Source organism: Streptomyces sp. TOM-9 (assembly GCF_056858595.1).
The window spans coordinates 3085236-3108015 of the sequence record NZ_JBXEQB010000001.1; the positions used below are offsets into that span (position 1 = coordinate 3085236).

Genomic DNA, 22780 nt, shown 5'->3' on the forward strand with positions numbered 1-22780 from the left:
GTCAGGCGGACGCGGGCACCTTGAGGGCGGCCAGGACCGGGAGGTGGTCCGTGGCCGCCCTCAGGTCGTACGGGGTGATGCCGGGCAGGCCGTGCGGGACCCCGCAGCCGAGGACCTCGATGCCGGGGGTCGTGAAGATCGCGTCGATCCGCTGGTGCGGGTCGTACGGGGTGGAGGTGTACTCGCCGCCCCAGGGCCGGGCCGCCCAGGCGTCCTGGAGGTCGTCGGCGAGCCGGCGGAAGGTGTGGCCGTGGGGGCGGTCGTTGAGGTCGCCGCCGACCACCGCGTACAGCTCGCCCATGGCGGCGAGCCGGTCCAGCAGCATGCCGCCCTGGTCGTAGCGCTCGCGGGCCTGCAGCGAGAGGTGGCAGCTGACGACGGACAGGCGGGCGCCGCCGACGCGCACGACGGCGGTGGCGAAGCCGCGCCGGTGCAGGCCGGGTGTACGGGGCAGCAGGACGTCCTCGGCGCGTTCCACGTGCACCCGCAGGGACGACAGCACGAGGGGGCCGGTGGCGGTGGCCCCGCCGGTGACGGCGACCAGGCCGCAGGCGCGGGCGAGGCAGGCGACGGCCTTGCGCCAGCGGAAGAAGCGGGGTGCCTCCTGGATCAGCGCGAGGTCGGCGTCGCAGGCGCGGATCACCCGGGCGAGGGCGGCGGTGTCGTCCCGCATGGAGCGGATGTTGTAGCTCAGCACGCGGACGACGGCGGAGCCGTCCGGCTCGGTACGGGACGCCGGCAGCTCCGGCAGCGGGCCCTCGCTCACGGGCTCACTGTAGCGGCGGCGCGGTCACGCGGGGGCGGCGCGTGCCCGGCCGGGAAGCCGGGTGCCCCCGTCACTCCTGTAGCGGGAGTGACGGGGGCACCGGTGCCGGGCGGGTGACCGCCGGGACTAGCCCTGGCGGGCGAGGTCGGCCGCGCCGACGAGGCCGGCCTTGCCGCCGAGCTGGGCGGCGAGTACCTGGGCGTGCGGCCGGTACTGGCCGCCGACCAGCCAGCGGCGGAAGGACTTGCGGATGGGCTCGAGGACGAGTTCGCCCTCGTCGGAGACACCGCCGCCGACGATGAAGGCGGAGGGGTCGAAGAGCGAGGCCAGGTCGGCGAGCCCGGCGCCGGCCCAGCGGGCCAGCTCGCGGAAGGAGTCGATCGCGACCTTGTCGCCCTCACGTGCGGCCCGGCTGATGTGCTGGCCCTGGATGCCCTCGGGCGTGCCGTCGCCGAGCGACAGCAGCAGGGTGGCGTTCTCCGGCTGGGCGACGGCCCGCTGCTTGGCGTAGCGCACCAGTGCCCGGCCGGAGGCGTACTGCTCCCAGCAGCCCTGGCTGCCGCAGCCGCACAGCAGACCGTCCGGCACCATGCGGATGTGCCCGAACTCGCCGGCCACGCCGAAGCGGCCGCGGCGCAGCTTGTTGCCGATGATGATGCCGCCGCCGAGCCCGGTGCCGAGGGTGATGCAGATGACGTCGTCGTGGCCCGCGCCGGCACCGAAGCGGTACTCGCCCCAGGCGGCGGCGTTGGCGTCGTTCTCGACGACCACGGGCAGGCCGACGCGCTGCTCGACCTTGTCCTTCAGCGGCTCGTGGCGCCAGCGGATGTTGGGCGCGAAGAGCACGGTGGCGCGCTTGTCGTCGACGTAGCCGGCGGCACCGATGCCGACGGCCTCGACCGTGTGGCCGACACTGACGTCGTGCACCGCGCTCGCGATGGCGTCGACGACGCCCTCGGAGGTCTGCGGGGTCGGCACCTTGACGATTTCGAGAATCGAGCCTTCCTCGTCGACCACGCCGGCCGCGATCTTCGTGCCGCCGATGTCGACGCCGATGGTGAGTCCCATGTATCCCTCAGTATTCGGTCGAGCCCCGCTGCGTCCCACCGTACCGGAGGGCGACCCGCGCCCTGTTCGGGCCCGATGCTCGTCCCGGGTCCGCGTCGCGCCGTTCAGTCCAGGTCGATGCGTTCGCTGGGCGGCGTGTCCCCGCCGGAGGTCCAGCGTCGTTCCTGTCCGCTCACCACCGCGCGGTAGGCGGCCAGGAGTTCGGCGCCCGCGGCGGCGAGGTGGTCGAAGACCTCGGGGTTGCGCTCGACGATCGGCTCCACCGCCTGCTTGACCTGCGAGATCAGTCCCTGCGCCGCCATCTCGGCGGCGGGGCTGCGGAGCATCGACAAGCGGTCGGTGACCGCTTCCGCGAGACGCCGCAGCTCCTCGCCGGCACTGCCGGGGGTCTGTCCGCTCTGCTGCCGTCGGCGGGCGTTCTCCGCGGCGGTGTCCTCCGCGCTCGCCTTGGCCCAGGCGTCGGAATCGGTGTCGGGGCGGCCCGCGCGGTCCGTGGATTCGCTCATGGTGGCTCCGTAAGGCTCCGGGCTTGGTACCCACGACGGTACCCGAACGAGGGCGGCGCTTTCAGCGCTCAGCGGGGCCAAAGACCGGGATCCGGGGCGAACCGGACCTGCAGCGCACCGTCGCGGAGCGCCGCACCGGCCACGGTGCAGCGGCGCAGCGCGGAGGGCAGCGGGAGGATGCGGCGGTATCCCTCGGCGTCGACGACGAGTTCGTCGCCGCGGCGTACGAGGTCGACGGTGTCGCGTGTCGCGCCCGGCAGCGGCAGCCGCCAGAGGAAGTGGCCCTCGGCGGCGAGCCGGTCCTCGGTGGTCCACGGCGGCGCCGCGGGGCCCTCGGGCGCGCCGGCGGGCGGCTGCGCGGCGAGCCGGGCGAGGTCCTCGACGCCGTGTGGTTCCCGGCCGAGGTGGGGCATTTCGTGGAGGGCGGTGGGCGTGCCGGCGAGTTCCGCGCGCAGGGCGCGCACTTCCTTGCGCCGGTGGGCGGCCAGTTCGGTCAGCCAGGGGTCCGGGGACTCGGCGGGCAGCATCCGGTTGGCGACCACGGCCTCCAGGCGGTGGCCGTACAGGGCCAGTCCGGTGCGGGCCCGGCGCACGGCGTCGGCGGCGTGCGTGCCGGCGGCCACCACGAGCCGTACGGTCGTGGCGGCGTCCTCGATCACGGCCTGGGCGCCGGCCAGTTCCCGGTCGGCGCGGGCGGCGGCCTCGTAGGCCCAGGCGCCGGGCGCGGGCACACCGGCGAGCTGGGCGAGGACGGGGCGCAGGGCGCGGGCGGCCTGCCGTTCCCGGGGGACCAGCCGTGCGATGTAGCGGCGCAGTTGCGCGGGCAGCGCGAGTGCGGCGAGGGCGTCGTGGACCGGCGGGAGGTCGACGACCACCAGGTCCCAGCCGCCGGCGGTGTCCCGCAGGGCGCGCAGCAGCGCGAAGGCGTCGGCGCCGGGGAGTTCGGTCAGTTCCTCGGGGTCCAGCGGGGCCGCGCCGAGCAGGTCGAGCAGGGAGCCCAGGCGTTGCTGGACGGCTCCGGCGTCGGCCCGGAAGGCGGCGGCCGCGTCGACGCGCGCGGCCCACAGACCCGGTACGGACCCGACCGGTGCGATGGGCAGGGGCGCCGTCCCGTCCTGCTGCGGACCGCGGCCGTCCCCGGCCGGGGGCGGCACCGGGCCCAGGACCCCGTCGAGGGAGGCGTCGCGGTCGGTGGAGAGCAGCAGCACACGCCGCCCGGGCGTGCTCGCGGCCACGGCCGTGGCGGCGGCGACCGTCGTACGCCCGGCGCCGCCCGTGCCGGTGACCAGGAGCGTGCGCACGTCAGCCCTGGGACTCGACGCGCTTCTTCAGGCCGGCGAGAGCACGGTCGATGATGACCTTCTCGGCCTTGCGCTTGATCATGCCGAGCATGGGGATCTTGACGTCGACGGTCAGCTGGTAGGTGACCTCGGTGCGCTTGCCGTCCTCCAGCGGGGCCAGGATGTAGGCGCCGTCCAGGGTGCGCAGCATCTGGGACTTGACCAGGGTCCAGCGGACCTCGTGGTCGCCGACCCAGGTGTAGGCGAGGGTGTGGTCGTCCTTGATGGCGCCCGCGTCCAGGAGGAGCCTGACCTGCTCGGCACGGCCGTCGCCGCCGGCGGAGAGGATCTCGGCCTCCTTCACCTCGCCGGTCCACTCCGGGTACCGGGCGAAGTCCGCGATGACGCCCATGACATCGGCCGGGGCCGCGTCGATGGTGATGCTCGACCTGGTGTGTTCCGCCATCGCCGTGGCCCCTCCGGGACGTCGCGTCGTACCTGCTGTTGTATGTCTGCTGGTGAAGGCTACCGCCTGGTCGGGCGGCCGGAGACCGCCGGGGCGGTCACCATTGCAGTGCCCAGGGCGTCCGGGTGGAGTTGAAGTGGCCGACGTTGACGCATTCGGTCCTGCCCAGGCGCATCCGCGGCACGAGCGGCTGGTGGACGTGGCCGAAGAGCGCGTAGCGGGGGCGCACCCGGCGGATCGCGTCGAGCAGTGCCTCGCTGCCGCGTTCGAGGCGCCGGGCGACGGTGTCGTAGCAGAGCTCGGGGACGGCGGGCGGGATGTGCGAGCACAGCACGTCGACCTCGCCGAGGGCGGCCACCTTGGCGGCGTACGTCTCGTCGTCGATCTCGTACGGGGTGCGGTAAGGGGTGCGCAGCCCGCCGCCGACGAAGCCGAAGACCAGGCCGCCGATCTCGGTGGTGGTGCCGTCGAGCACCGTGGTGCCGGGCCGGGCGTACTCCGGCCAGAGCGCGGGGATGTCGACGTTGCCGTAGGTGGCGTACGTCGGGGTGGGGAACGCGGCGAACAGCTCGGCGTACTGGCGGCGCACGGCGGCCTCGATGGCGGTGCGCCGGTCGGTGCCGAGCCCCGCCCACAGTTCGCGGTCGAGGGCGCGGGCCTCGTCCCAGCGCAGGGCGGTGCGCAGCCCGACCATGCGGGAGGCGTTCTCGGCCCCGAAGAGGTCGGGGAAGATGCCCCGCGAGTGGTCGGCGTAGTCGAGGAAGAGGATCAGGTCGCCGAGGCAGATCAGCGCGTCGGCGCCCTCACCGGCCTCGGCGAGGGCCTCGGAGGCGCCGTGGACGTCACTGACGACATGGACCCGCATGACGATCACTGTAGGACGCGCCGGGCGGGGTTGGGGAGGGCACACCGGGGCTGCGGTTACCTGCGGGTCACCGGGGGCCTCGACTAGGCTTCCGACCAGTGGATCCGCACGGTTTCGCGGCGGGCCTGCGGCGTGTGACGACGATGTGACACACAAAACATCTACACGGCACCCCCTACCGCTGAAGCTTTACCGGTGGGTAACGTCCAGGCCGTCCGTTCCACGCTCAACCATGCAGTGGACGCAGCCAGCACCGCCGCCGGCGCCGATGAGGAGCAGCAGTTTTGCGCGAGTTCAGCCTTCCGGCTCTCTACGAGGTCCCCGCGGACGGCAATCTGACGGATCTCATCCGCCGCAACGCCGCTCAGCACCCGGACGTTGCCGTCATCGCCCGGAGGACCGCGGCCGGTGACTGGGCCGACGTCACCTCGACCGCCTTCCTCGCCGAGGTACGCGCCGCCGCCAAGGGCCTGATCGCCTCGGGCGTGCAGCCCGGCGACCGGGTGGCCCTGATCTCCCGCACCCGCTACGAGTGGACGCTGTTCGACTTCGCCATCTGGAGCGCGGGCGCGGTCACCGTCCCGGTCTACGAGACCTCCTCCGCCGAGCAGATCGAGTGGATCCTCGGCGACTCCGGCGCCGTCGCGGCCGTGGTGGAGACCGAGGCCCACGAGAAGTCCGTGGAGTCGGTGCGCGACCGCCTGCCGCAGCTGAAGCACGTGTGGCGGATCGAGGCGGGTGCGGTGGAGACCCTCGGCGCGGCCGGCACAGACGTCGCCGAGGCGACCGTGGACGAGCGCAGCGCCTGGGCCAAGGCCGACTCCCCGGCCACCATCGTGTACACCTCCGGCACCACCGGGCGCCCCAAGGGCTGCGTGCTCACGCACCGCGCGTTCTTCGCCGAGTGCGGCAACGTCGTGGAGCGATTGAAGCCGCTCTTCCGCACCGGGGACTCCTCGATCCTGCTCTTCCTGCCGCTCGCGCACGTCTTCGGCCGGCTGGTCGAGGTCGCCGCCATCATGGCGCCGATCAAGCTCGGGCACGTCAGCGACACCAAGAACCTCACCGGCGAACTGGCCGCCTTCCGCCCGACGCTGCTGCTGGGCGTGCCGAGGGTCTTCGAGAAGGTCTACAACTCCGCGCGCGCCCAGGCGCAGGCCGGCGGCAAGGGGAAGGTCTTCGACAAGGCCACCGACGTGGCGATCGAGTACAGCCGCGCGCTGGACTCGGCCGGCGGTCCCTCGCTCGGCCTGAAGTTCAAGCACAAGGTCTTCGACCGGCTGGTCTACAGCAAGCTGCGCGCCGTGCTCGGCGGCCGCGCCGAGTACTCGATCTCCGGCGGGGCCCCGCTGGGCGAGCGGCTGGGCCACTTCTACCGCGGCATCGGCTTCACGGTGCTGGAGGGCTACGGCCTGACCGAGTCCTGTGCGGCCACCGCCTTCAACCCCTGGGACCGCACCAAAATCGGCACCGTCGGCCAGCCGCTGCCGGGCTCCACGGTCCGCATCGCCGACGACGGCGAGGTCCTGCTCCACGGCGAGCACCTGTTCGCGGGCTACTGGAACAACGAGGCGGCCACCGCCGAGGCCGTCACCGACGGCTGGTTCCACACCGGCGACGTCGGGACGCTGGACGAGGACGGCTACATCACCATCACCGGCCGCAAGAAGGAGATCATCGTCACCGCGGGCGGCAAGAACGTCGCCCCGGCCGTGATCGAGGACCGCATCCGCGCCCACGCGCTGGTCGCCGAGTGCATGGTGGTCGGCGACGGCATGCCCTTCATCGGCGCGCTGGTCACCCTGGACGAGGAGTTCCTGCCCCGCTGGGCCCAGCAGCACGGCAAGTCCGGCCGCACCGTCGCGGAGCTGCGCGAGGACGCGGAGCTGCTGGCCGAGGTGCAGTCGGCGATCGACGACGGCAACGCCGCGGTGTCCAAGGCGGAGGCGGTCAAGAAGTTCCGTGTCCTGGCGACGCAGTTCACCGAGGAGTCCGGTCACGTGACGCCCTCGCTGAAGCTGAAGCGCAACGTGGTGCTGCGGGACTTCGCGGACGAGATCGCCGCGATCTACGGCAGGTGAGCCCGCGCTGACGGGCCCTCACCCACGTCGACGGTGGCCGCCGTACGCCTCGGGCGTACGGCGGCCACCGGCGTTCCTAGGTGATGCCGTCCTGGGCCAGGACCCTGGCCATGGTGCGCTCGGCCAGGGCGGTGATGGTGACGAACGGGTTGACCCCGATGGAGCCGGGGACGAGCGAGCCGTCGACGACGTACAGACCGTCGTAGCCGTTCGCGCGGCCGTAGGCGTCGGTGGCGCTGCCGAGGACGCAGCCGCCGAGCGGGTGGTAGCAGAAGTCGTCGGCGAAGACCCGGTTGCCGCCGAACAGGTCGTAGCGGTAGATGGTGGCGTTGGCCCGGTTGACGCGGTCGAAGAGGGTCTTCGCGGCGGCGACCGAGGGCTGGTTCTGGGAGCGGGTCCAGTTCAGCACGGCCGCGTCGGTGGCCGGGTCGTAGACGAAGGTGCCCCGCTCGGGGTTCTTGGTGATCGCGAGGTAGAGGCTGATCCACGTCTCCAGGCCGATGGGGAGCGGGGCGATCTCGGCGAAGACCGGGTTGGCGGCGTTGTTCCAGTCGTTGATGCCCATCACGGGGATGGTCGACTGGTGGGCGCCGGTGGGGTTCCACAGGTGGTTGGCGCGGCCGAGCATGATGTTGCCGTTGCCCGCCCAGCCCTTGCCGACGGCCGGGCTGAGGTCGGGCAGGGCGCCCGTCTCCCGGGCGCGCAGCAGCAGTTCGGTGGTGCCGAGACTGCCCGCGGCGAGGAACAGGGCGCGGCAGCCGACCTCGCGGGTGGCGACGACGGCGCCGGTGAGGTCGGTCTGCGCCACCGTGAGCACGTAGGTGCCGTCGGGGTTGCGGCGGACCGCCTTCACGTGGCTGAGCGTCTCGATGGTGACGTTGCCGGTGCCGAGCGCGGCGGCGAGGTAGGTCCGGTCGAGGCTGCGCTTGCCGAAGTTGTTGCCGTAGATGACCTCCTGGGCCAGGGCCGACTTGGTGGCGGTGCCCGCGGCCTCGCGCTGCATGTGGCCGAAGTCGTAGACGTTGGGCACGAAGGTGGTGGCGAGCCCGGCCCGGGCGGCCTGGGCGCGGGAGACGCGGGTGAACTGGTACCACTCGGTGCCCTCGAACCAGTCGGGCGCGACGGTGTTGACGCCGAGCATGCGGTTGGCCAGGGGGAACCACGTGCCGTACATGGCGTCCGGGTCGACCTGCGGGAGGACCTCCCGGAAGTAGGCGCGGTCCGGTGTGACGGCCATGCCGCCGTTGACGAGGGAGCCGCCGCCGACGCCGCGGCCGACGTAGACGGACATGCCGGGGTGGTCGACGCGGTCCAGGACGCCGGGGTACGGGGCGATGTCCTTGTTGACCACGTCGAGCCAGAGGAAGGTGGCCAGGGGCGCCGCGGTGCGGGTGCGGAACCACATGGAGCGCCGGTCCGGCGAGGCGGTGTTGCAGAAGACCTTGCCGTCGGAGGCCGGCGTGTCCCACGCCCGCCCCATCTCCAGTACGAGGGTGCTCACGCCCGCCTCGGCCAGGCGTAACGCCGCGACCGCCCCTCCGTAGCCGGAGCCGACGACGACCGCCGGTGCGTAGCCGGCGGGCTGCCGGTCCGCCGCGGCGGCCGGGGAGAGCCCGATGCGGGTGAGACCCATCACGGATGCCGTCTGCAGGGCGGCCATGCCCAGAATCTGACGGCGCGTCAGGTTTGCTGTCATGGGCGCATCATGGGCGGAACGGCGGATTCCGCCCATACCGCGCGCTCATGGTCTTTTACAAGACGGCCTTGAGTCGCTCCGCGAGCAGATCCCACCGCCAGGCGTCCTCGACCCACTTGCGTCCGCGCTCGCCCATCCGGCGCCGCAGTTCCGCGTCGCCCAGCAGAGCCAGGATCCGCTCGGCGGCCTCCGCGGGCTCCCCGCCGCGCACCACCCAGCCGGTCTCGCCGTCCAGCACCGCGTCCGGCGCCCCGCCGGAGTCGCCCGCGACGACCGGCAGGCCGGTGGCCGAGGCCTCCAGGTAGACGATGCCGAGCCCCTCGACGTCCAGCCCGCCGCGGCGCGTGCGGCACGGCATGGCGAAGACGTCACCCGCGCCGAAGTGCGCGGGCAGCTCCTGCCAGGGCACGGCCCCGGTGAACCGCACGGACTCCGCCACCCCGGTCCGCTCGGCGAGCCGCTTCAGGTCCTCCGCGTACGGGCCGCCGCCCACGACGAGCAGGACGGCGTCGGGCTGGGCGGCCAGGATCAGCGGCATCGCCTCGATGAGGGTGTCCTGGCCCTTGCGCGGCACCAGGCGGGAGACGCAGACGACCACCGGCCGGTCGGTGAGCCCCAGCCGGGCGCGCACCGCCTCGCCGCCGGAGGCCGGGTGGAAGGTCTTCTCGTCCACGCCCGGCGGCAGTTGCACCATGCGCCCGGCGGCCTCCGGCGTCAGCGCCCGGGCGATCCGGGACCGGGTGTACTCGCCCAGGTAGGTGATCGTGTCGGTGCCCTCGCCGATCCGCCGCAGCAGCCCGCGGCTGGCGGGCAACTGCGCCCACCCCGCCTCGTGCCCGTGGGTCGTCGCCACCAGCCGGCGGGCCCCGGCCTTCCGCAGCGCGGGCGCCATCAGCCCGAGCGGGGCCGCCGCCCCGAACCACACCGAGGTGCAGCCGTGCTCGCGCAGGAGCGCGGCGGCGCGCCGGGTCACCCTCGGGGTCGGCAGCAACATCGTCGTACGATCACGTACGACCGGGAAGGGCTGCTCAGCGTCGAACGCGGCGACCTCGGAGCCGTCCCGCCAGGTCGACGCGTACACCACCACCCGGCCGGGATCGAGGCGCAGCGCCATGCTGTGCACGAACGCCTGGATGCCACCGGGGCGTGGCGGGAAGTCGTTGGTGACGATCAAGGTCTTGTCCATACGTCGCCGAGGGTATCCGGTGCGGTCCGCGGCAACCGACCGCGGTCCCCCGCGCGTCTAAGCTCCACAGCCTGTCCACGGGTGAGACCGGCATCGTGCATCATCACAGCAGAACCGATTCGACGAGGTGGACATGGCAGGCGACAGCGGCAAGCGGCTCCCGGTCGGGCCGGTCCTCGCCTGGGCGGCCACCCGGGTCGTGCTGCTGCTCTACGTCTTCAAGGTGCTCACCCTGTCCCCGCTGGACGTGACCACCGACGTCTCGGTGATCTACCACGGCTGGTACGAGGTCCTGCGGACCGGCACCTTCCCCCACCACGACGTCACCTGGCAGTACCCGCCCGCCGCCGCGCTCGCGGTGCTCGCCCCCGCGATGCTGCCGTTCCTCGACTACGCGACCGCGTTCTTCTGGCTCGCCTGCGCCGCCGACCTCGTCGCCTTCGCGCTGCTGCTGCGCGGTTCGCGCGGCGAGGGACGGCGGGTGGCCGGCGCCTACGTGTGGGTGCTGGGCGTGCCGCTGCTCGGGCCGACCGCGTACGCGCGCTACGACGTGATGGTCACCGCCGTCGCCGTGGCCGCGCTGCTGGCCACGGTGCGCCGCCCCAGGGTCGCGGGCGCGCTGATCGCGTTCGGCGCGATGCTCAAGGTCTGGCCGGTGCTGCTGCTCACCGGGGTCCGCGACCGCCGGATCTGGACGGCGGCCGTGGCCGGGGCGGGCGTCCTCGCCCTGGGCTTCTGGCTGTGGATGCCGGGTGCCTTCGCCTTCCTGCGCTTCCAGGGCGAGCGGGGCACCGAGGTGGAGTCCCTGGGCTCCCTGGTCTTCCACATCGCCCGGCACCACGGCTGGCAGGGGCAGGTCCTGCTCAACTACGGCTCGGTGGAGTTCCTCGGGCCCTACGTGGGCCTGGTCAGCGACCTCGCCCTCGGGCTGACCGCGGTGGCCTTCGCCTGGCTGCTGCTGTGGCGGCTGCGGACCCGGACGTACGGCCCGAGCACGCCCTTCGACGCCGCGTTCACCGCGGTGCTGCTGTTCACCACGACCAGCCGGGTGATCAGCCCCCAGTACATGATCTGGCTGATCGGCCTGGCGGCCGTCTGCCTCACGCTGCGGGCCAGCGTGATGGCGCTGCCCGCGGTGCTGGTGCTGGCGGCGACGGTGCTCACCCTGTACGAGTTCCCCGTGCGCTTCGCCGACGTCGTCGGCAGCACCGACCTCGGCATCGCCCTGCTGCTGCTCCGCAACGGACTGCTGGTCGCCGCCTCCGTCATCGCCTGCCGCCGGCTGTGGGTGGCCTCGGCGGGCCTGCCGGAGAGGGCGCGCAGGGCGCAGGCCACGTCTGTGCCCGAGCACGGCCAGGACGCCGAGAAGCTGCTGACCTGGTGAAGGCCGCCGTCACGGCCAGGCACTGCAAGCCCGCCGCGACGGCCAGCGCCACGCCGACGCCCACGAGCCCCAGCCCGGCCGGGCCCGCCAGCGCGTAGGCCAGCGGCAGCTGCACCGCCGTGCCCACCAGGGTCACCCGGACCAGCAGGGAGGCCCCGCCGCCGCCCTGGAAGACACCGCCCAGCGCGATGAGGCACCCCAGCAGCACCAGGTACGGGCCCAGGGTGCGCAGGAAGACCGTACCGGCCGCCGCCACGCCGGGCTCCGCGCCGAAGGCGGCCATGACCCACGGCGCGGCGGGCAGCAGCACGACCGCCGCGAGGAGTCCGAGCCCGCCGCCGAGCAGCAGGGCCCGGCGGCCGATCGCGTACCGCTCGTCGCGGCCGGCGCCCAGGTGGTACGCGGTGTGGATCGAGGCCGCCTGGCGCACGGCGTAGAAGCCCATCGTCGCCACGTACATCGCCTTGGTCGCGATCCCGTACGCCGCGACCTGGGTGACGCCCAGCCGGGCCACGATCGCCACCAGGGTCAGCGTGCCGGCCATCCGGACCAGGAAGTCCGCCGCCATCGGCGCCCCGGTCACGGCGGTACGGCGCAGCGCGGCCGCCACCGGTTCTGCGGGCGGCACCTGCGCGGCCTGCCGCACCAGGGGGTTGCGGCGCAGCAGCGCCAGCCCCGCGGCGAGGGCCACGGCCCGGCCCGCGACGGTGGCGACGGCCGCGCCCCGCACCCCGAGGGCGTGGATCAGGAACGGGTCGAGGAGCAGGATCAGCCCGCCCGCCAGCAGGGCGAGCCGCATCGGGGTGCGGGTGTCGCCGGCGCCCTTGAAGACCCCGTCCAGGGTGTTCTGGGCGTAGAACACCGCGGTGCCGGGGAGCGAGACCGCGAAGTACCCGGCCGCGAGGCGGACCGCCGCCGGGTCGCCGTGGGCACCGAGCAGCAGCGCCGCCAGCGGCTCCCGGCACAGGAAGCCGCCGACGGCCACGGCCGGGGTCAGCAGCGCGCACAGCGCCCACCCACCGCGGACCGCCGCCCTGACCGCCGCCGGGTCCCGCGCCCCGGCGGCCCGCGAGACCAGCACCGTCGTCCCCTGCGCGGCCATCAGCACCACCCCGAGCAGCACGTTCTCGGTGTTCGTCGCCACCGCCACGGCCGCGACGGCCGCTCCCCCACCGCCGAGCCGCGCCACCCACAGCACGTCGACGATCCCGGCGACGACGCCCGCGAGCAGTTCCAGGTAGACCGGGCCGGCCAGTGCGACCAGCCGGGCGCGGTGCGTCATGGGTCCCCTCCCGTCCGGTACCTCGATTCGAGATACCACGTTTAGAGGTATCATCATGGCACCACACGGGCAAGTGCGAACGCATGATCGAGAAAGGTGGCGAACGGTGCTGGAGCTGACGATCCTGGGCTTCCTGTTCAAGGAATCCCTGCACGGCTACGAGCTCAAGGAGCGCATCGCCGCACTCAACGGCCACGTCCGCCCGGTCAGCGACGGCGCGCTCTACCCGGCCATCAACCGGCTCACCGCCGCAGGCCTGATCAGCGAGCACACCGAGCCGGGCGTCGGCGCCGCACCGCGCCGCGTGCTCTCGCTCACCGACACCGGGCGCGCGCGGCTGCTCGCCCGGCTCCGCGACCCCAAGCCGATCGAGATCACCGACTCCACCCGCTTCTTCGCCGTGCTCGCCTTCCTGAGGCACCTGCCCGACGCGACGGCCCAGGCGGCCGTGCTGCGGCGCCGGCTGGAGTTCCTGGAAACCCCCTCCAGCTTCTTCTACGACCGCGGCAGGCCGGTGCGCGCCGAGGAGGCGGACGACCCCTTCCGCCAGGGCATGCTCCGCGTCGCCCGCGCCACGGGCCACGCGGAGCGCGAATGGCTCACGGAGGCCCTCGCGGACCTCACCGCCTGATCCCGGGCCGCCCGCGGACGCGCACGGTGCCCGCGGCCCGTACGACGAGCTGCGGCGGCGTCCCTCCTTGCCACCGGTGCGCGCCGAGGAGGCGGACGGCCCCCGCCGCCAGGACGTGCCCCGCGCCACGGCCCACACGGACCGCGAACGGCTCACGGAAGGCTCGCCCGGACCCCACCTGCCGGGCACAGACCGCGCCGGGCGCGAGGGTGGCGCGTTCGGCGCGGAGCGCCTGCGCCGTGCCGGGCGCTACCCCGTGGCGGAGGCGAACGCGCGGGCGGCGGCGATGCGCTGGACGGGGGTGGGGTGCGTGCCGAAGAGGACGTGCAGCAGGCGCGGAGGGTCGGGGTCGGAGACGTTGGTGACGGTGAGGCGGCGCTGCATGGCGATGAACCGCTCGGCGTCCCCGGTGAGTTCCAGCGCGTGCACGTCCGCCCGCCGTTCGACCCGCCGGCTCAGGGCGCAGCCGAACGGCCCGGCGCACGCCGACAGCACCGCGGCCACCGCGGCCAGCAGGAACAGCCCGCGGGGGTCACCGGTGCCGTACGAGGAGGCGGCCATGACCGCGGAGAGCACGCAGACCCCCGCCCCGGCGCCGACGGCGCCGAGCAGCGTGCCGCGCGGCACGTCGCGGTGCTTGACGTGGCCCAGTTCGTGGGCGACGACGAGTTCGACCTCCTCCGCCGGGGCCGTGCCGAGCAGCGTGTCGTAGGCGACGATCCGCCGGGTGCGACCGAAGCCGGAGACGTACGCGTTGAGCGCGGTCGTCCGCCGGGACGCGTCGGCGACGAGCACCGCCCGCACGGGGATCCCGTCGCGCTCGGCCAGGGCCAGCAGCGCGTCGCGCAGGGGCCCGTCCTCCATCGGCCGGAAGCGGTTGAAGAGCGGTTCCAGCACGACCGGGGCGAGCCAGGACAGCACGACGGCCGCGCAGACGGCGCCCAGGGCGGCCCAGGCCCAGCCGAGGCCGTAGTAGCCGTACAGCGCGGCCAGCACGAGCGGTACGGAGACGAGCAGCCCGCGCAGGACGTCGACGGCCCAGCCGCCCCAGCCCTGCGTGACGAGCCCGTAGCGGCACCGGACGACGCGGACCCGGGCGGAGAACGGCAGGGTGACCGCCTGCTGGAGCAGCACCAGCAGCAGGCCGCCGGCCGCCACGCGCAGGGCCCGGGCGTCGCCGAACAGCCCGGTGAGGGCGGCGCCCGCGGGGGTCAGCCCCAGTACGACCAGCAGCGCGAGCCCGGCGAGGCGGCCGCCGAGCAGGAAGGGCAGTTGCGCGCGGCGCAGCGCCCTGCCGCGCGCGGTCTCCTCCGGCGTGAAGTCCCCGTCCGTGGCGCTCATCCCAACTCCCCCTCGACGTAGGCCCGCCAGCGCTCGGTGAGGGTGTCCTCGTCGATGCCGAGCGTGCCGCGCAGATCCGCACCGGAACGGTACAGCGCGACCAGCCGGTCGGCGCCCCAGGTGTCGGCGATGAGCCGGCAGGCCAGCCAGGCGCCCTCGTACGCCTGGGCCTGCGCGGGCGCGCCGGGCGCGAAGTCGGCGTCCGCGGGGAGGTGCCCGGGCGGCCCCGAGGCCGTGACGTCCCGGCGCAGTTCGGGTGCCAGGCTCGCCGCCGTACGACCGGAGTCCCGGTAGGCGACCCAGTCGGCGAAGCCCTCGGAGAGCCACAGCGGGGTGCGGGAGGTGGTCGCGGCGCGCGTGGCGACGTGGGTGGTCTCGTGGGTGAGCACGACCTGGCGGCCGAAGGCCGACAGCCCCGCGAAGGCCTCGGGGTTGACGATGACGCGTCCGGCGGGCGCGGTCCCGCTGCCGCCGACCTCCCCGGTGGTGACGGCCGCGACGCCCGCGTACGTCTGCGCCGGGGCGTCCAGGAGCTGTCCCATCCGCCGCAGCGAGGACGGCACTTCCAGCACCACCCGCCCGGTCCAGCCCTGCCCGCCCCAGGCCCGCCGCACCTGCGGGACGGCCCGGTCCGCGTCGGTGGCGTACCCGGCCAGTTCGGTTCGGTCGCCGGTGCCGAGGACGAGGCTGTGGCTGCCGCGGACGACGTGCAGCGGGCCCTGTTCCCACAGCAGGCCGCCCGGGTCGCCGTCGCCGGCCACCCGCCAGCGTCCGGTGCCGTCCGCGCGCAGCAGCAGGGACTCGTCGGTGGTGACCGGGGTGCTGTCGTAGCCCCCCAGGCGGTAGCGCAGCTGGACGCGGACGGTCACCGGGTCCGCGCCCTCGGTGGAGACCAGCCGGTACGACCAGGAGGCGAGCGGGAGCTCCTCCAGGTTGCGGAAGACCTGGCGCTCGGCGGCGTGCCGGGCGGGCGTCACATCGGCCAGGTACGCCTTCTCGTCGTGCCCCAGGACCGCGTCGGCCCGCCGTTCCAGCAGCTGCCGGACGACCGGGTCCCCGGGCCCCCCGCGCTCCGCCGTCCCGTCGCCCGCGGGTCCGCAGCCCGCGAGCAGCACCGCCGCGCAGCACAGCGCGGCGGCCACGGCGCGGGTCGGCGAGCGGAAGAGGGCCACGCCGCCGATCGTACGGTCTGGGCGGGGGCGGTCACGTGGGCCGGGTCACCGCCGAGATCGGCAGCATGGCGACGGGGTCGTAGCGGACCCGGGCACCGGGGTAGGGGGCGTGGATGACCTGGCCGTCGCCGACGTACATGGCGACGTGACTGGCGTCGCCGCGGTAGATGACCAGGTCGCCGGGGCGGGCCTGGCCGAGCGGCACGTGGTGCCCGGCGCTCAGCTGGGCCTGGGAGGTGCGGGGCAGGCCCACGCCGGCCTGGCGGTACGCCCAGACCATCAGGCCGGAGCAGTCGAAGGAGCCGGGGCCGGTGGCACCCCACACGTAGGGGGCGCCGACGGCCGAGCGCGCGGCGGCGACGGCCGTCGCGGCACGTACGGACAGGGGGCCGAGGTCGGGGATGTCGACCATCCGGCCGGAACGGGAGGCACGGGCCTCCAGGCGGCGGGCGAGCCGGGCCCGGTCCTCCGGGGAGAGGGAGTTGACCAGGCGGGCGGCCGCCATCAGCTTGCGCTGCACGGCCTTCTTGCGGGCCGTGAGGCTGGTGCGGGCCCGCTCGAGTTCGCCGAGGCGTTCGGTGGCCCGGGAGCGCTCCTGGTCCAGGAACCGCTGGGCGGAGCGGAGTTCGCCCAGCCGCGCGTCGCCACGGCTGCTGATCCGGTCGAGGGTGGCGGCCCGGTCGAGGTAGGTCGCGGGGTCGGCGGAGAGCAGCAGGGCGAGGGTGGGGTCCACTCCCCCGCCGCGGTACTGGGCCCCGGCGAACGTGCCGAGGTCGTCGCGGAGCCGGTTGACCCGCTCCTGGCCGCGCGCGGCCCGGTCCTGGAGCACCTCCACCTCGCGCCGGAGCCGCTGGGTGTTCTCACGGGCGGCGTTGAACTGCTCGGTGGCCCGTTCGGCCTGGGTGTAGAGGTGGTCGATGCGGGCCGCGACATCGACGGGGGTGTCCGCCGGGTCGGCGGCGGCCGTCTGCGCGGTGCCGGCCGCGCCCGCCATCGCGGCGGCGGCCGTGGCCGCCGCCGTCAGGACCGTGGCCCTGGAGGTACGCGGGGCCCGGCCGGGCTGCGGGATGCGTCGATGAGATGGCACGTCGGCTGACAGTAGTCAGCCGGACACGGGGAGTTCAAAGACCGGGTACCGCCGGGCGGCCGGGCGGGACTCCGCTTGCGCAGGTCACCGCCGGACCGTCACCGTACGAGATCACCCGATAGGTTCAACGGGCGTCGGCGCTTCCGGTCAGATCCGGACGCCGAACTGGAACGGCATGTTGTTGATGGACTCGTAGCGCACGACCGTGCCCGTGCGCGGCGCGTGCAGGACCATGCCGTTGCCCGCGTACAGGGCCACGTGGTGCTGGTCGCCGTAGAAGATGACGAGGTCGCCGGGCGCGAGCTGGCTCATCGACAGGCGCGTGCCCGCGTTGGCCTGGGACTGGGAGGTGCGCGGTATCGAGGCGCCGGCCTGGGCGTAGGCCCAGGAGGTGAGGCCGGAGCAGTCGAAGGAGCTCGGGCCGGTGGCGCCGTAGACGTACGGCGAACCGATCTTGCTCTGGGCGGCCGAGAGGGCGGCGGCGGCGAGCGAGGAGGCCGGCGGGACGTTGCCCAGGTCGACGCGCTCGTTGGAGCGGTTGGCCCGGTTCTCCGCGGCGGTGAGGGAAGCGCGCTGGGAGGCGGTCAGCGAGTTGAGGAGCTTCTGCGCCTCGGCGAGCTTCGCCTGGACTTCCTTCTTCTTCTTGCCCAGTTCGGTGCGGGTCTCGTCGAGCTCGTTGAGCTTGCTCGCGGCCTCCGCCTTCTGCTGGTTGAGGGTGCGCTTCTTCTCCGCGATCTGCTGGAGCGCCTCGGCCTGCTTGGTGCTCAGCTGGTCGAGGGTGGACGCCTTGTCGAGGTAGGTGTCCGGGTCGGCGGAGAGGAAGAGCTGGAGCGTCGGGTCGATGCCGCCGCTGCGGTACTGGGCGCTGGCGAGGGTGCCGAGGTCGTCCTGGAGGTCGTTGAGCTCCGACTGCTCGCGGGCCACCTCGTCCTGCAGGTCCTCGACCTGCTTCTGCAGCTTCTGCTGCTTCTCCTTGGCGCCGTTGAACTTCTCGGTCGCCTGCTCGGCCTGCTCGTAGAGACCGTCGACCTTGGCCTTGACGCTCTTGACGGACGGCTTGGCCGGCGCGGCCTGGGCGGCCTGCGCGGACAGGGCGACGGCTGCGGCGGCGGTCGCGGTGAGCACGGTGACACGTGTGCGACTGGCCTGCTTGGGACGACGGTGGGACGCCACTCGGGCGAGCTCCTTCTTCCTCCAGCCGCCTGCCGCATGCATCGGGAACTACGTTCCCCGGCTCCAAGCGTCGGCGTCCCCCGTCGTACGCGCGGCACTTCAGATCGGCGGGACCTCCGCCGCCATCCGGGCTGGATGATCGACTGGGCAGAGGTTCGAGGCACGACCCTAGTGACCATCTTGTGATCGGATCAAATCCCTGAAGAAAAAAAGTCGCTCGGCAGCGTTTTCTTTACACACATCGCACGTGCAGTGATGACGAGTTGACACTGCGTCCCCGAAAAGCGCCTCACACGCCCCACGGTGTGCTCCAGGTCACACCCGGGCAAGTCGCTTCAGCAACAAGGTGGATGCGACCGGGCGGGCGCCAACACGGGCCACACCGTCAGCAACTTCGCGATCGGAAGAAACCACCACAATCGGACGACCGGGAGGTTCCGCCCGAACCAGACGCCGGATCAACTCGTCCGCCGTCTCACCGGCCTTGCTGAACAGCACCCGCACCCCGCGCGGCGGTGCCAGCAACACCGGGGCGTCCAGATCGGCGCCGTCGAAGACGCAGGTGACCTCGGAACCGCTCTGCGCCGCCAGCACGGCCAGGCCGCCCAGCAGCCGCAGCCGCTGCTTCTCCAACGGCAGCGCCGGATAACCGGTCTTGGTCACGTTGTAGCCGTCGACCACCAGATGGGACTGCGGCAGCGCCAGCAGCTGGTCCAGCAGCGCCGGGTCGTCCTCGGACAGGGCGCGCCGCGCGATGTCCTTGGGGCTGATCGCCCCCGGCGTGACCGCGTCGACGGTGTCCGCGGGCCGGGCGCCCAGGGTGTCGCGCGGCGGCAGCGCGAGCTCCCGGCGCAGTCCCGAGGCGGCGTCGAGCACGGTGTCCAGCAGCAGGCGCAGCCGCATGTCCTCGGTGCTGCGGCCCTCCCGGGCCGCCCGGCGGGACGCCTCCACGGCCTGCTCGGCCTCGGCGAGCCGGGCCCGCAGCCGGCGGGCCTCGCCGTCGGCCGAGGCCTTCTCCGCGGCCGCGGCCGCGCGGGTCTCGTCCAGTTCGGCCTCGACCTTGCGCAGCGCCGCCTCGGCTCGCTTCACGTCGCTCGCCGCGCTGCGCAGCTTGCGCTGCAGCGACTCGGCCTCCTTGCGGGCCGCCTCCAGCTCGGTGCGGACCCGGACGCCCTCGGTACGCGCCTGGGCACGGGCCTCGTCCAGTTCCACCTTCAGCTGCCGCAGCTCACGCTGCGTCTCCTCGCCGGCCCGTTCGGCGCTGACCCGCTGCGCCTCCTCGCCCGCGGCGGCCACCAGCTTGGCCCAGCCCGCGGGACGCAGCAGGTACGCGGCGGCCGCCACGTCCAGCGGGTCGACCGCGGGGGGCGGGGTGCCGGCGTCCAGCGCCTCGCACAGGTCCGGCTCGGACTCGCGCAGCCGTGCGCCCACCCGCTGCCGGAAGGAAGGGTCGCCCTCCAGGGCCGTGGCGAGCGCGGTGGCGGCGAACTTGGCGCGACGGCTCGGGGTGAACCGGGCGTACGGGCGCAGCACCGCGGGGAGCTCGCCCGGGGTCAGCCCGCCGAAGGCCTCCGCCGCCAGGGCGACCACGCGGTGCCGTACGCCCTCGGGCAGCGGCCGGTCCAGCGACTCGCCGTGGACGGACTCCTCCGGCGCAGCCGTAGCCTCGGGCGCGGCCGCTTCGTCGCCGCGGCCCGGGTTACCGCCGGTCCCGTCCACCCGTCACTCCCGTCCAGTCCGTGGGCGCCTCCCCGGCCTCCTTCAACCTCTCTGGCCGCGCCGCATTCTTCTATTGTCCCCGGCGGCGCTCAGGCCTGCGTCGCCGCCGCCGCGCCGGGGCGGTCGACCAGCTCGACCTGGTCCACGGCGTTGCACCAGCGGCAGCGCACCGACTCCACGGACTCGCTGAGCACCTCGCGCTCCTCGACCGTGGGCTCGCCCGCCAGGTCCAGGTGGACGTACTCGACGACCTTGCTGGAGCGGGTGACGTCGAACCGGGTCAGGTTGCCGCACAGGGAGCAACGCCAGCGGGTCGTGGCGGTCGGCAGGGGCACCGGCATCGGTCGTCTCCTCGGTCGCGCGGATGCGTTCCGGTCACCCTACGGCCTCGGTGGTCCCCCGCGCTGCGGCGAGGCGCCCCACGACCGTTACGCCCGTTCCGTCATGATCGGTCCATGGTCATCCCGGTGTACGACAAGAACCCCGTCCACCGCACACCCGTGGTGACGTACGGCCTGATCGGGCTGTGCGCGTTGCTCTTCCTCATCAGCCCGTCCTCCGGGCTCAACTACATGTACGGCATGGGCCACGATCAGGTGTGCGCCCAGGCGACGTACTTCGCCCGCTGGGGTGTCATCCCCGCCGAGCTCTGGCACGGCCGGATCCCCCTGGCGCAGGTGCCGATGCCGGCGGACTGCCCGCCACTGGGGTCCTTCGCCACCTCGCCGTTCGTGTCGGTGCTCACCGCACTGTTCGTCCACGGCAGTTGGGTCCACCTGCTCGGCAACATGCTGTTCCTCTGGGTCTTCGGCGACAACGTCGAGAACCGCATGGGCCGCTTCCGGTTCCTGCTCTTCTACGTCGTCTCGGGCTACCTGGCGACGTACGGCTACGCGCTCGGGCACGCCTCCTCGACCCAGACCCTGGTCGGGGCGTCCGGCGCGATCTCTGGGGTGCTCGGCGCGTACCTCTACCTCTACCCCAGGGCCCGGGTCACCAGTGTCTTCCCCTTCCTCTTCTTCCTGCCGCTGCGCTTCCCGGCCTGGATGGTGCTGATCTTCTGGTTCGTGCTGCAGTGGCTCGCCGGCGAGATCCAGCAGACCGGTCCCGGGGTGGCCTACCTCGCCCACATCACCGGCTTCGTCTTCGGCTTCCTGTGCGCGTGGGTGTGCTATCGCGCAACGCCTAAGCTTGAGCCCGCAGCCAGGGCGACCCAAGGAGACCTACAGCCGTGATCACCGCGATCGTGCTCATCAAGACCAGCGTCGACCGTATCCCCGAGATCGCGGAGTCCATCGCCGCACTCGACAGCGTCAGCGAGGTCTACTCCGTCACGGGGACGTACGACCTGGTCGCCATGGTGCGGGTGGCCCGGCACGACGAGCTCGCGGACGTCATCCCCGGCCGGATCAGCAAGATCCCCGGCGTCGAGGCCACGGACACGCACGTGGCCTTCCGCACCTACTCCCAGCACGACCTCGAGACGGCCTTCGCCATCGGCCTGGACGCGTGACCGCTCCGCCCGGCGCGGCGCCGCGGGACCGGGCCGCCGCTCAGGCCTGGTCCCGGTCCGGGACGCAGCGGCCGTCCTCGGTGCGGTAGCGCCACTTGGCACCGTCCGCCACGAGCTCCCGCACCGCGGCGACGAAGCGCTCCACGTGCTCGTCCGGGGTGCCCGCGCCGAACGAGACGCGGATGGCGTTGAGCGTGGGGGCACCCCCGGCCGAGGGCCGGGCGAGCTCGCCGGGGGCGGCGTCGGGGGCCCCGCACTCACCCGGCTCCTGGTCGGCGCCGCCGAGCAGGGTGCGCACCAGGGGGTGCGCGCAGAAGAGGCCGTCGCGGACGCCGATCCCGTACTCGGCGGAGAGCGCCGCCGCGAAGTGGGAGCTGTTCCAGCCCTCGACGACGAAGGAGATGACGCCGACCCGGGGGGCGTCGTCGCCGAACAGCGACAGCACCTTCACCTCGGGCACCTCGGCCAGTCCGGCCCGCACCCGTGCCACCAGCGCCTGCTCGCGCTCGACCAGCCGGTCGAACCCGGCCTCCGTCAGCACACGGCAGGCCGAGGCGATCGCGTAGGCGCCGATGACGTTGGGCGAGCCGGCCTCGTGCCGGGCGGCCGTGGTGTGCCAGTCGACGTCCACGCCGCCGTCCGCGCGCCGGGCCACCCGCCGCGAGGCGCCGCCCCCGGCCAGGTAGGGCTCGGCCGCGCTCAGCCAGTCGGCGCGGCCGGCCAGCACACCGGAGCCGAACGGCGCGTACAGCTTGTGCCCGGAGAAGGCCACCCAGTCCACGTCGAGTTCGGCGATGTCCACCGGGTGGTGCGGGGCCAGCTGCGCCGCGTCCAGCACGATCCGGGCACCGTGCGCGTGGGCCGCCGCGGCCAGCTCCCGCACCGGCCACAGCTCGCCGGTCACGTTGGACGCCCCGGTGACGCAGACCAGCGCCGGTCCGTACGACTCCCGGGCGGCCAGTGCCCGCTCCAGTGTCGCCACGGCCTCCCCCGGGGTGCGGGGGGCGCCCAGGTAGGTCACGTCGGCGTTCCGCCACGGCAGCAGGGACGCGTGGTGCTCGGTCTCGAAGACGAAGACGCTCGTGCCGGCCGGTACGGCGGCGGCCAGCAGGTTCAGCGAGTCGGTGGTCGAACGGGTGAAGACCACCTGGTCGTCGGGACGGCAGCCGAGGAACTCCGCGACCGTGGCCCTGCTCTGCTCGAACAGGTCCGTCGACAGCTGCGAGAGGTAGCCGGCCCCCCGGTGGACGCTGCCGTAGTACGGCGCGTAGGCCGCCACGTCGTCCCAGACCCGCTGCAGGGCGGGTGCGCTGGCCGCGTAGTCGAGGGCTGCGTAGCCGACCTCGCCCCCGGTCACGAGCGGCACGAGGACGTCGCGCCCGAGCACGGGCAGCGCGGTGTGGACGGACGAGGGCAGGGCAGGGCGCAGCGACATGGCGAAGTCTCCTGGGAGCATGCGGGAGTGACGGGACGTCAGTGATGACGGAACGGCCCTCGGCACGACGGGCGAAGGCCCGGGGAGGGGGGAGGACGGCTGGGGGCCCGAAAGGCCCTAGCGCATTCG

21 protein-coding genes are annotated in these 22780 nt (G+C 73.7%); 5 read left to right on the plus strand and 16 right to left on the minus strand.

Going from position 1 to position 22780, the window contains the following annotated elements:
* Position 1: 1 nt before the first annotated feature.
* The 6 genes from AC1VWI_RS14460 to AC1VWI_RS14485 form a co-directional block, all read right to left on the minus strand.
* A complete protein-coding gene (locus tag AC1VWI_RS14460) occupies positions 2-766 on the minus strand; it encodes an endonuclease/exonuclease/phosphatase family protein (protein ID WP_499511401.1) in 765 nt (254 codons plus the stop codon).
* Between the two features lie 126 nt (positions 767-892).
* Positions 893-1834: an ROK family glucokinase gene (locus AC1VWI_RS14465; protein WP_499511402.1), complete on the minus strand. Its 942-nt coding sequence runs from the start codon at positions 1832-1834 to the stop codon at positions 893-895.
* Between the two features lie 104 nt (positions 1835-1938).
* Positions 1939-2340 (minus strand): DUF5304 family protein, encoded by a 402-nt coding sequence (locus AC1VWI_RS14470; RefSeq protein ID WP_499511403.1) that lies wholly within the window; start codon positions 2338-2340, stop codon positions 1939-1941.
* A 68-nt stretch (positions 2341-2408) separates the two neighbouring features.
* Entirely contained in the window at positions 2409-3641 is a 1233-nt protein-coding gene (locus AC1VWI_RS14475; RefSeq protein WP_499511404.1) for an ArsA family ATPase, read from the minus strand.
* Position 3642: 1 nt separating this feature from the next.
* Positions 3643-4086, minus strand: coding sequence for an SRPBCC family protein (locus AC1VWI_RS14480; protein WP_499511405.1), 444 nt, complete (start codon positions 4084-4086; stop codon positions 3643-3645).
* A 97-nt stretch (positions 4087-4183) separates the two neighbouring features.
* On the minus strand, positions 4184-4951 hold the full coding sequence (locus tag AC1VWI_RS14485) for a metallophosphoesterase family protein (RefSeq protein WP_499511406.1): 768 nt from the start codon (positions 4949-4951) through the stop codon (positions 4184-4186).
* A gap of 284 nt (positions 4952-5235) precedes the next feature.
* On the opposite strand from AC1VWI_RS14485, the gene AC1VWI_RS14490 reads away from it, so the two are divergent.
* Positions 5236-7032: an AMP-dependent synthetase/ligase gene (locus AC1VWI_RS14490; RefSeq protein WP_499511407.1), complete on the plus strand. Its 1797-nt coding sequence runs from the start codon at positions 5236-5238 to the stop codon at positions 7030-7032.
* Positions 7033-7108: 76 nt separating this feature from the next.
* Here AC1VWI_RS14490 and AC1VWI_RS14495 read toward each other — a convergent pair whose 3' ends face one another.
* Together AC1VWI_RS14495 and AC1VWI_RS14500 are read right to left on the minus strand one after the other, a co-directional pair.
* Positions 7109-8728, minus strand: a complete 1620-nt coding sequence (locus AC1VWI_RS14495; RefSeq protein WP_499511408.1) for a GMC oxidoreductase — start codon at positions 8726-8728, stop codon at positions 7109-7111.
* Positions 8729-8783: 55 nt separating this feature from the next.
* Positions 8784-9914: a glycosyltransferase family 4 protein gene (locus AC1VWI_RS14500; protein ID WP_499511409.1), complete on the minus strand. Its 1131-nt coding sequence runs from the start codon at positions 9912-9914 to the stop codon at positions 8784-8786.
* Between the two features lie 133 nt (positions 9915-10047).
* Between AC1VWI_RS14500 and AC1VWI_RS14505 the strand changes: the two genes are divergently transcribed.
* Positions 10048-11298, plus strand: a complete 1251-nt coding sequence (locus AC1VWI_RS14505; RefSeq protein WP_499511410.1) for a glycosyltransferase 87 family protein — start codon at positions 10048-10050, stop codon at positions 11296-11298.
* On the opposite strand, the gene AC1VWI_RS14510 is transcribed toward AC1VWI_RS14505, so the two are convergent.
* Positions 11180-12580, minus strand: a complete 1401-nt coding sequence (locus tag AC1VWI_RS14510) for an MATE family efflux transporter (RefSeq protein WP_499511411.1) — start codon at positions 12578-12580, stop codon at positions 11180-11182. The genes AC1VWI_RS14505 and AC1VWI_RS14510 overlap by 119 nt on opposite strands.
* A 106-nt stretch (positions 12581-12686) precedes the next feature.
* Here AC1VWI_RS14510 and AC1VWI_RS14515 point away from each other — a divergent pair, with 106 nt between their 5' ends.
* Positions 12687-13211 (plus strand): PadR family transcriptional regulator, encoded by a 525-nt coding sequence (locus AC1VWI_RS14515; protein ID WP_499511412.1) that lies wholly within the window; start codon positions 12687-12689, stop codon positions 13209-13211.
* 249 nt (positions 13212-13460) lie between these two features.
* On the opposite strand, the gene AC1VWI_RS14520 is transcribed toward AC1VWI_RS14515, so the two are convergent.
* The 6 genes from AC1VWI_RS14520 to AC1VWI_RS14545 all read right to left on the minus strand — a co-directional run bounded on the left by AC1VWI_RS14520 (position 13461) and on the right by AC1VWI_RS14545 (position 20044).
* On the minus strand, positions 13461-14552 hold the full coding sequence (locus tag AC1VWI_RS14520; protein ID WP_499511413.1) for a M48 family metallopeptidase: 1092 nt from the start codon (positions 14550-14552) through the stop codon (positions 13461-13463).
* Positions 14549-15724, minus strand: a complete 1176-nt coding sequence (locus tag AC1VWI_RS14525) for a hypothetical protein (protein ID WP_499511414.1) — start codon at positions 15722-15724, stop codon at positions 14549-14551. The genes AC1VWI_RS14520 and AC1VWI_RS14525 overlap by 4 nt, the downstream gene beginning before the upstream one ends.
* Positions 15725-15755: 31 nt before the next feature.
* Entirely contained in the window at positions 15756-16811 is a 1056-nt protein-coding gene (locus AC1VWI_RS14530; protein ID WP_499511415.1) for a C40 family peptidase, read from the minus strand.
* Between the two features lie 147 nt (positions 16812-16958).
* Positions 16959-17984: a C40 family peptidase gene (locus tag AC1VWI_RS14535; protein ID WP_499511416.1), complete on the minus strand. Its 1026-nt coding sequence runs from the start codon at positions 17982-17984 to the stop codon at positions 16959-16961.
* Positions 17985-18299: 315 nt separating this feature from the next.
* Positions 18300-19703, minus strand: a complete 1404-nt coding sequence (locus tag AC1VWI_RS14540; RefSeq protein ID WP_499511417.1) for an NYN domain-containing protein — start codon at positions 19701-19703, stop codon at positions 18300-18302.
* Positions 19704-19792: 89 nt separating this feature from the next.
* Positions 19793-20044 carry a hypothetical protein gene (locus AC1VWI_RS14545; RefSeq protein ID WP_499511418.1) on the minus strand — a complete coding sequence of 84 codons (252 nt, stop codon included), beginning with the start codon at positions 20042-20044 and terminating at the stop codon, positions 19793-19795.
* 114 nt (positions 20045-20158) lie between these two features.
* Between AC1VWI_RS14545 and AC1VWI_RS14550 the strand changes: the two genes are divergently transcribed.
* Both AC1VWI_RS14550 and AC1VWI_RS14555 read left to right on the plus strand, forming a co-directional pair.
* Complete coding sequence (locus AC1VWI_RS14550; RefSeq protein WP_499511419.1) at positions 20159-20938, plus strand: rhomboid family intramembrane serine protease; 780 nt, start codon at positions 20159-20161, stop codon at positions 20936-20938.
* Positions 20935-21216 carry an Lrp/AsnC family transcriptional regulator gene (locus AC1VWI_RS14555; protein WP_018557042.1) on the plus strand — a complete coding sequence of 94 codons (282 nt, stop codon included), beginning with the start codon at positions 20935-20937 and terminating at the stop codon, positions 21214-21216. Before AC1VWI_RS14550 ends, AC1VWI_RS14555 begins: the two co-directional genes overlap by 4 nt.
* Positions 21217-21256: 40 nt before the next feature.
* Here the strand turns inward: AC1VWI_RS14555 and AC1VWI_RS14560 are convergent, their stop codons facing one another.
* Entirely contained in the window at positions 21257-22651 is a 1395-nt protein-coding gene (locus AC1VWI_RS14560) for an aminotransferase class V-fold PLP-dependent enzyme (RefSeq protein ID WP_499511420.1), read from the minus strand.
* Positions 22652-22780: the final 129 nt, after the last annotated feature.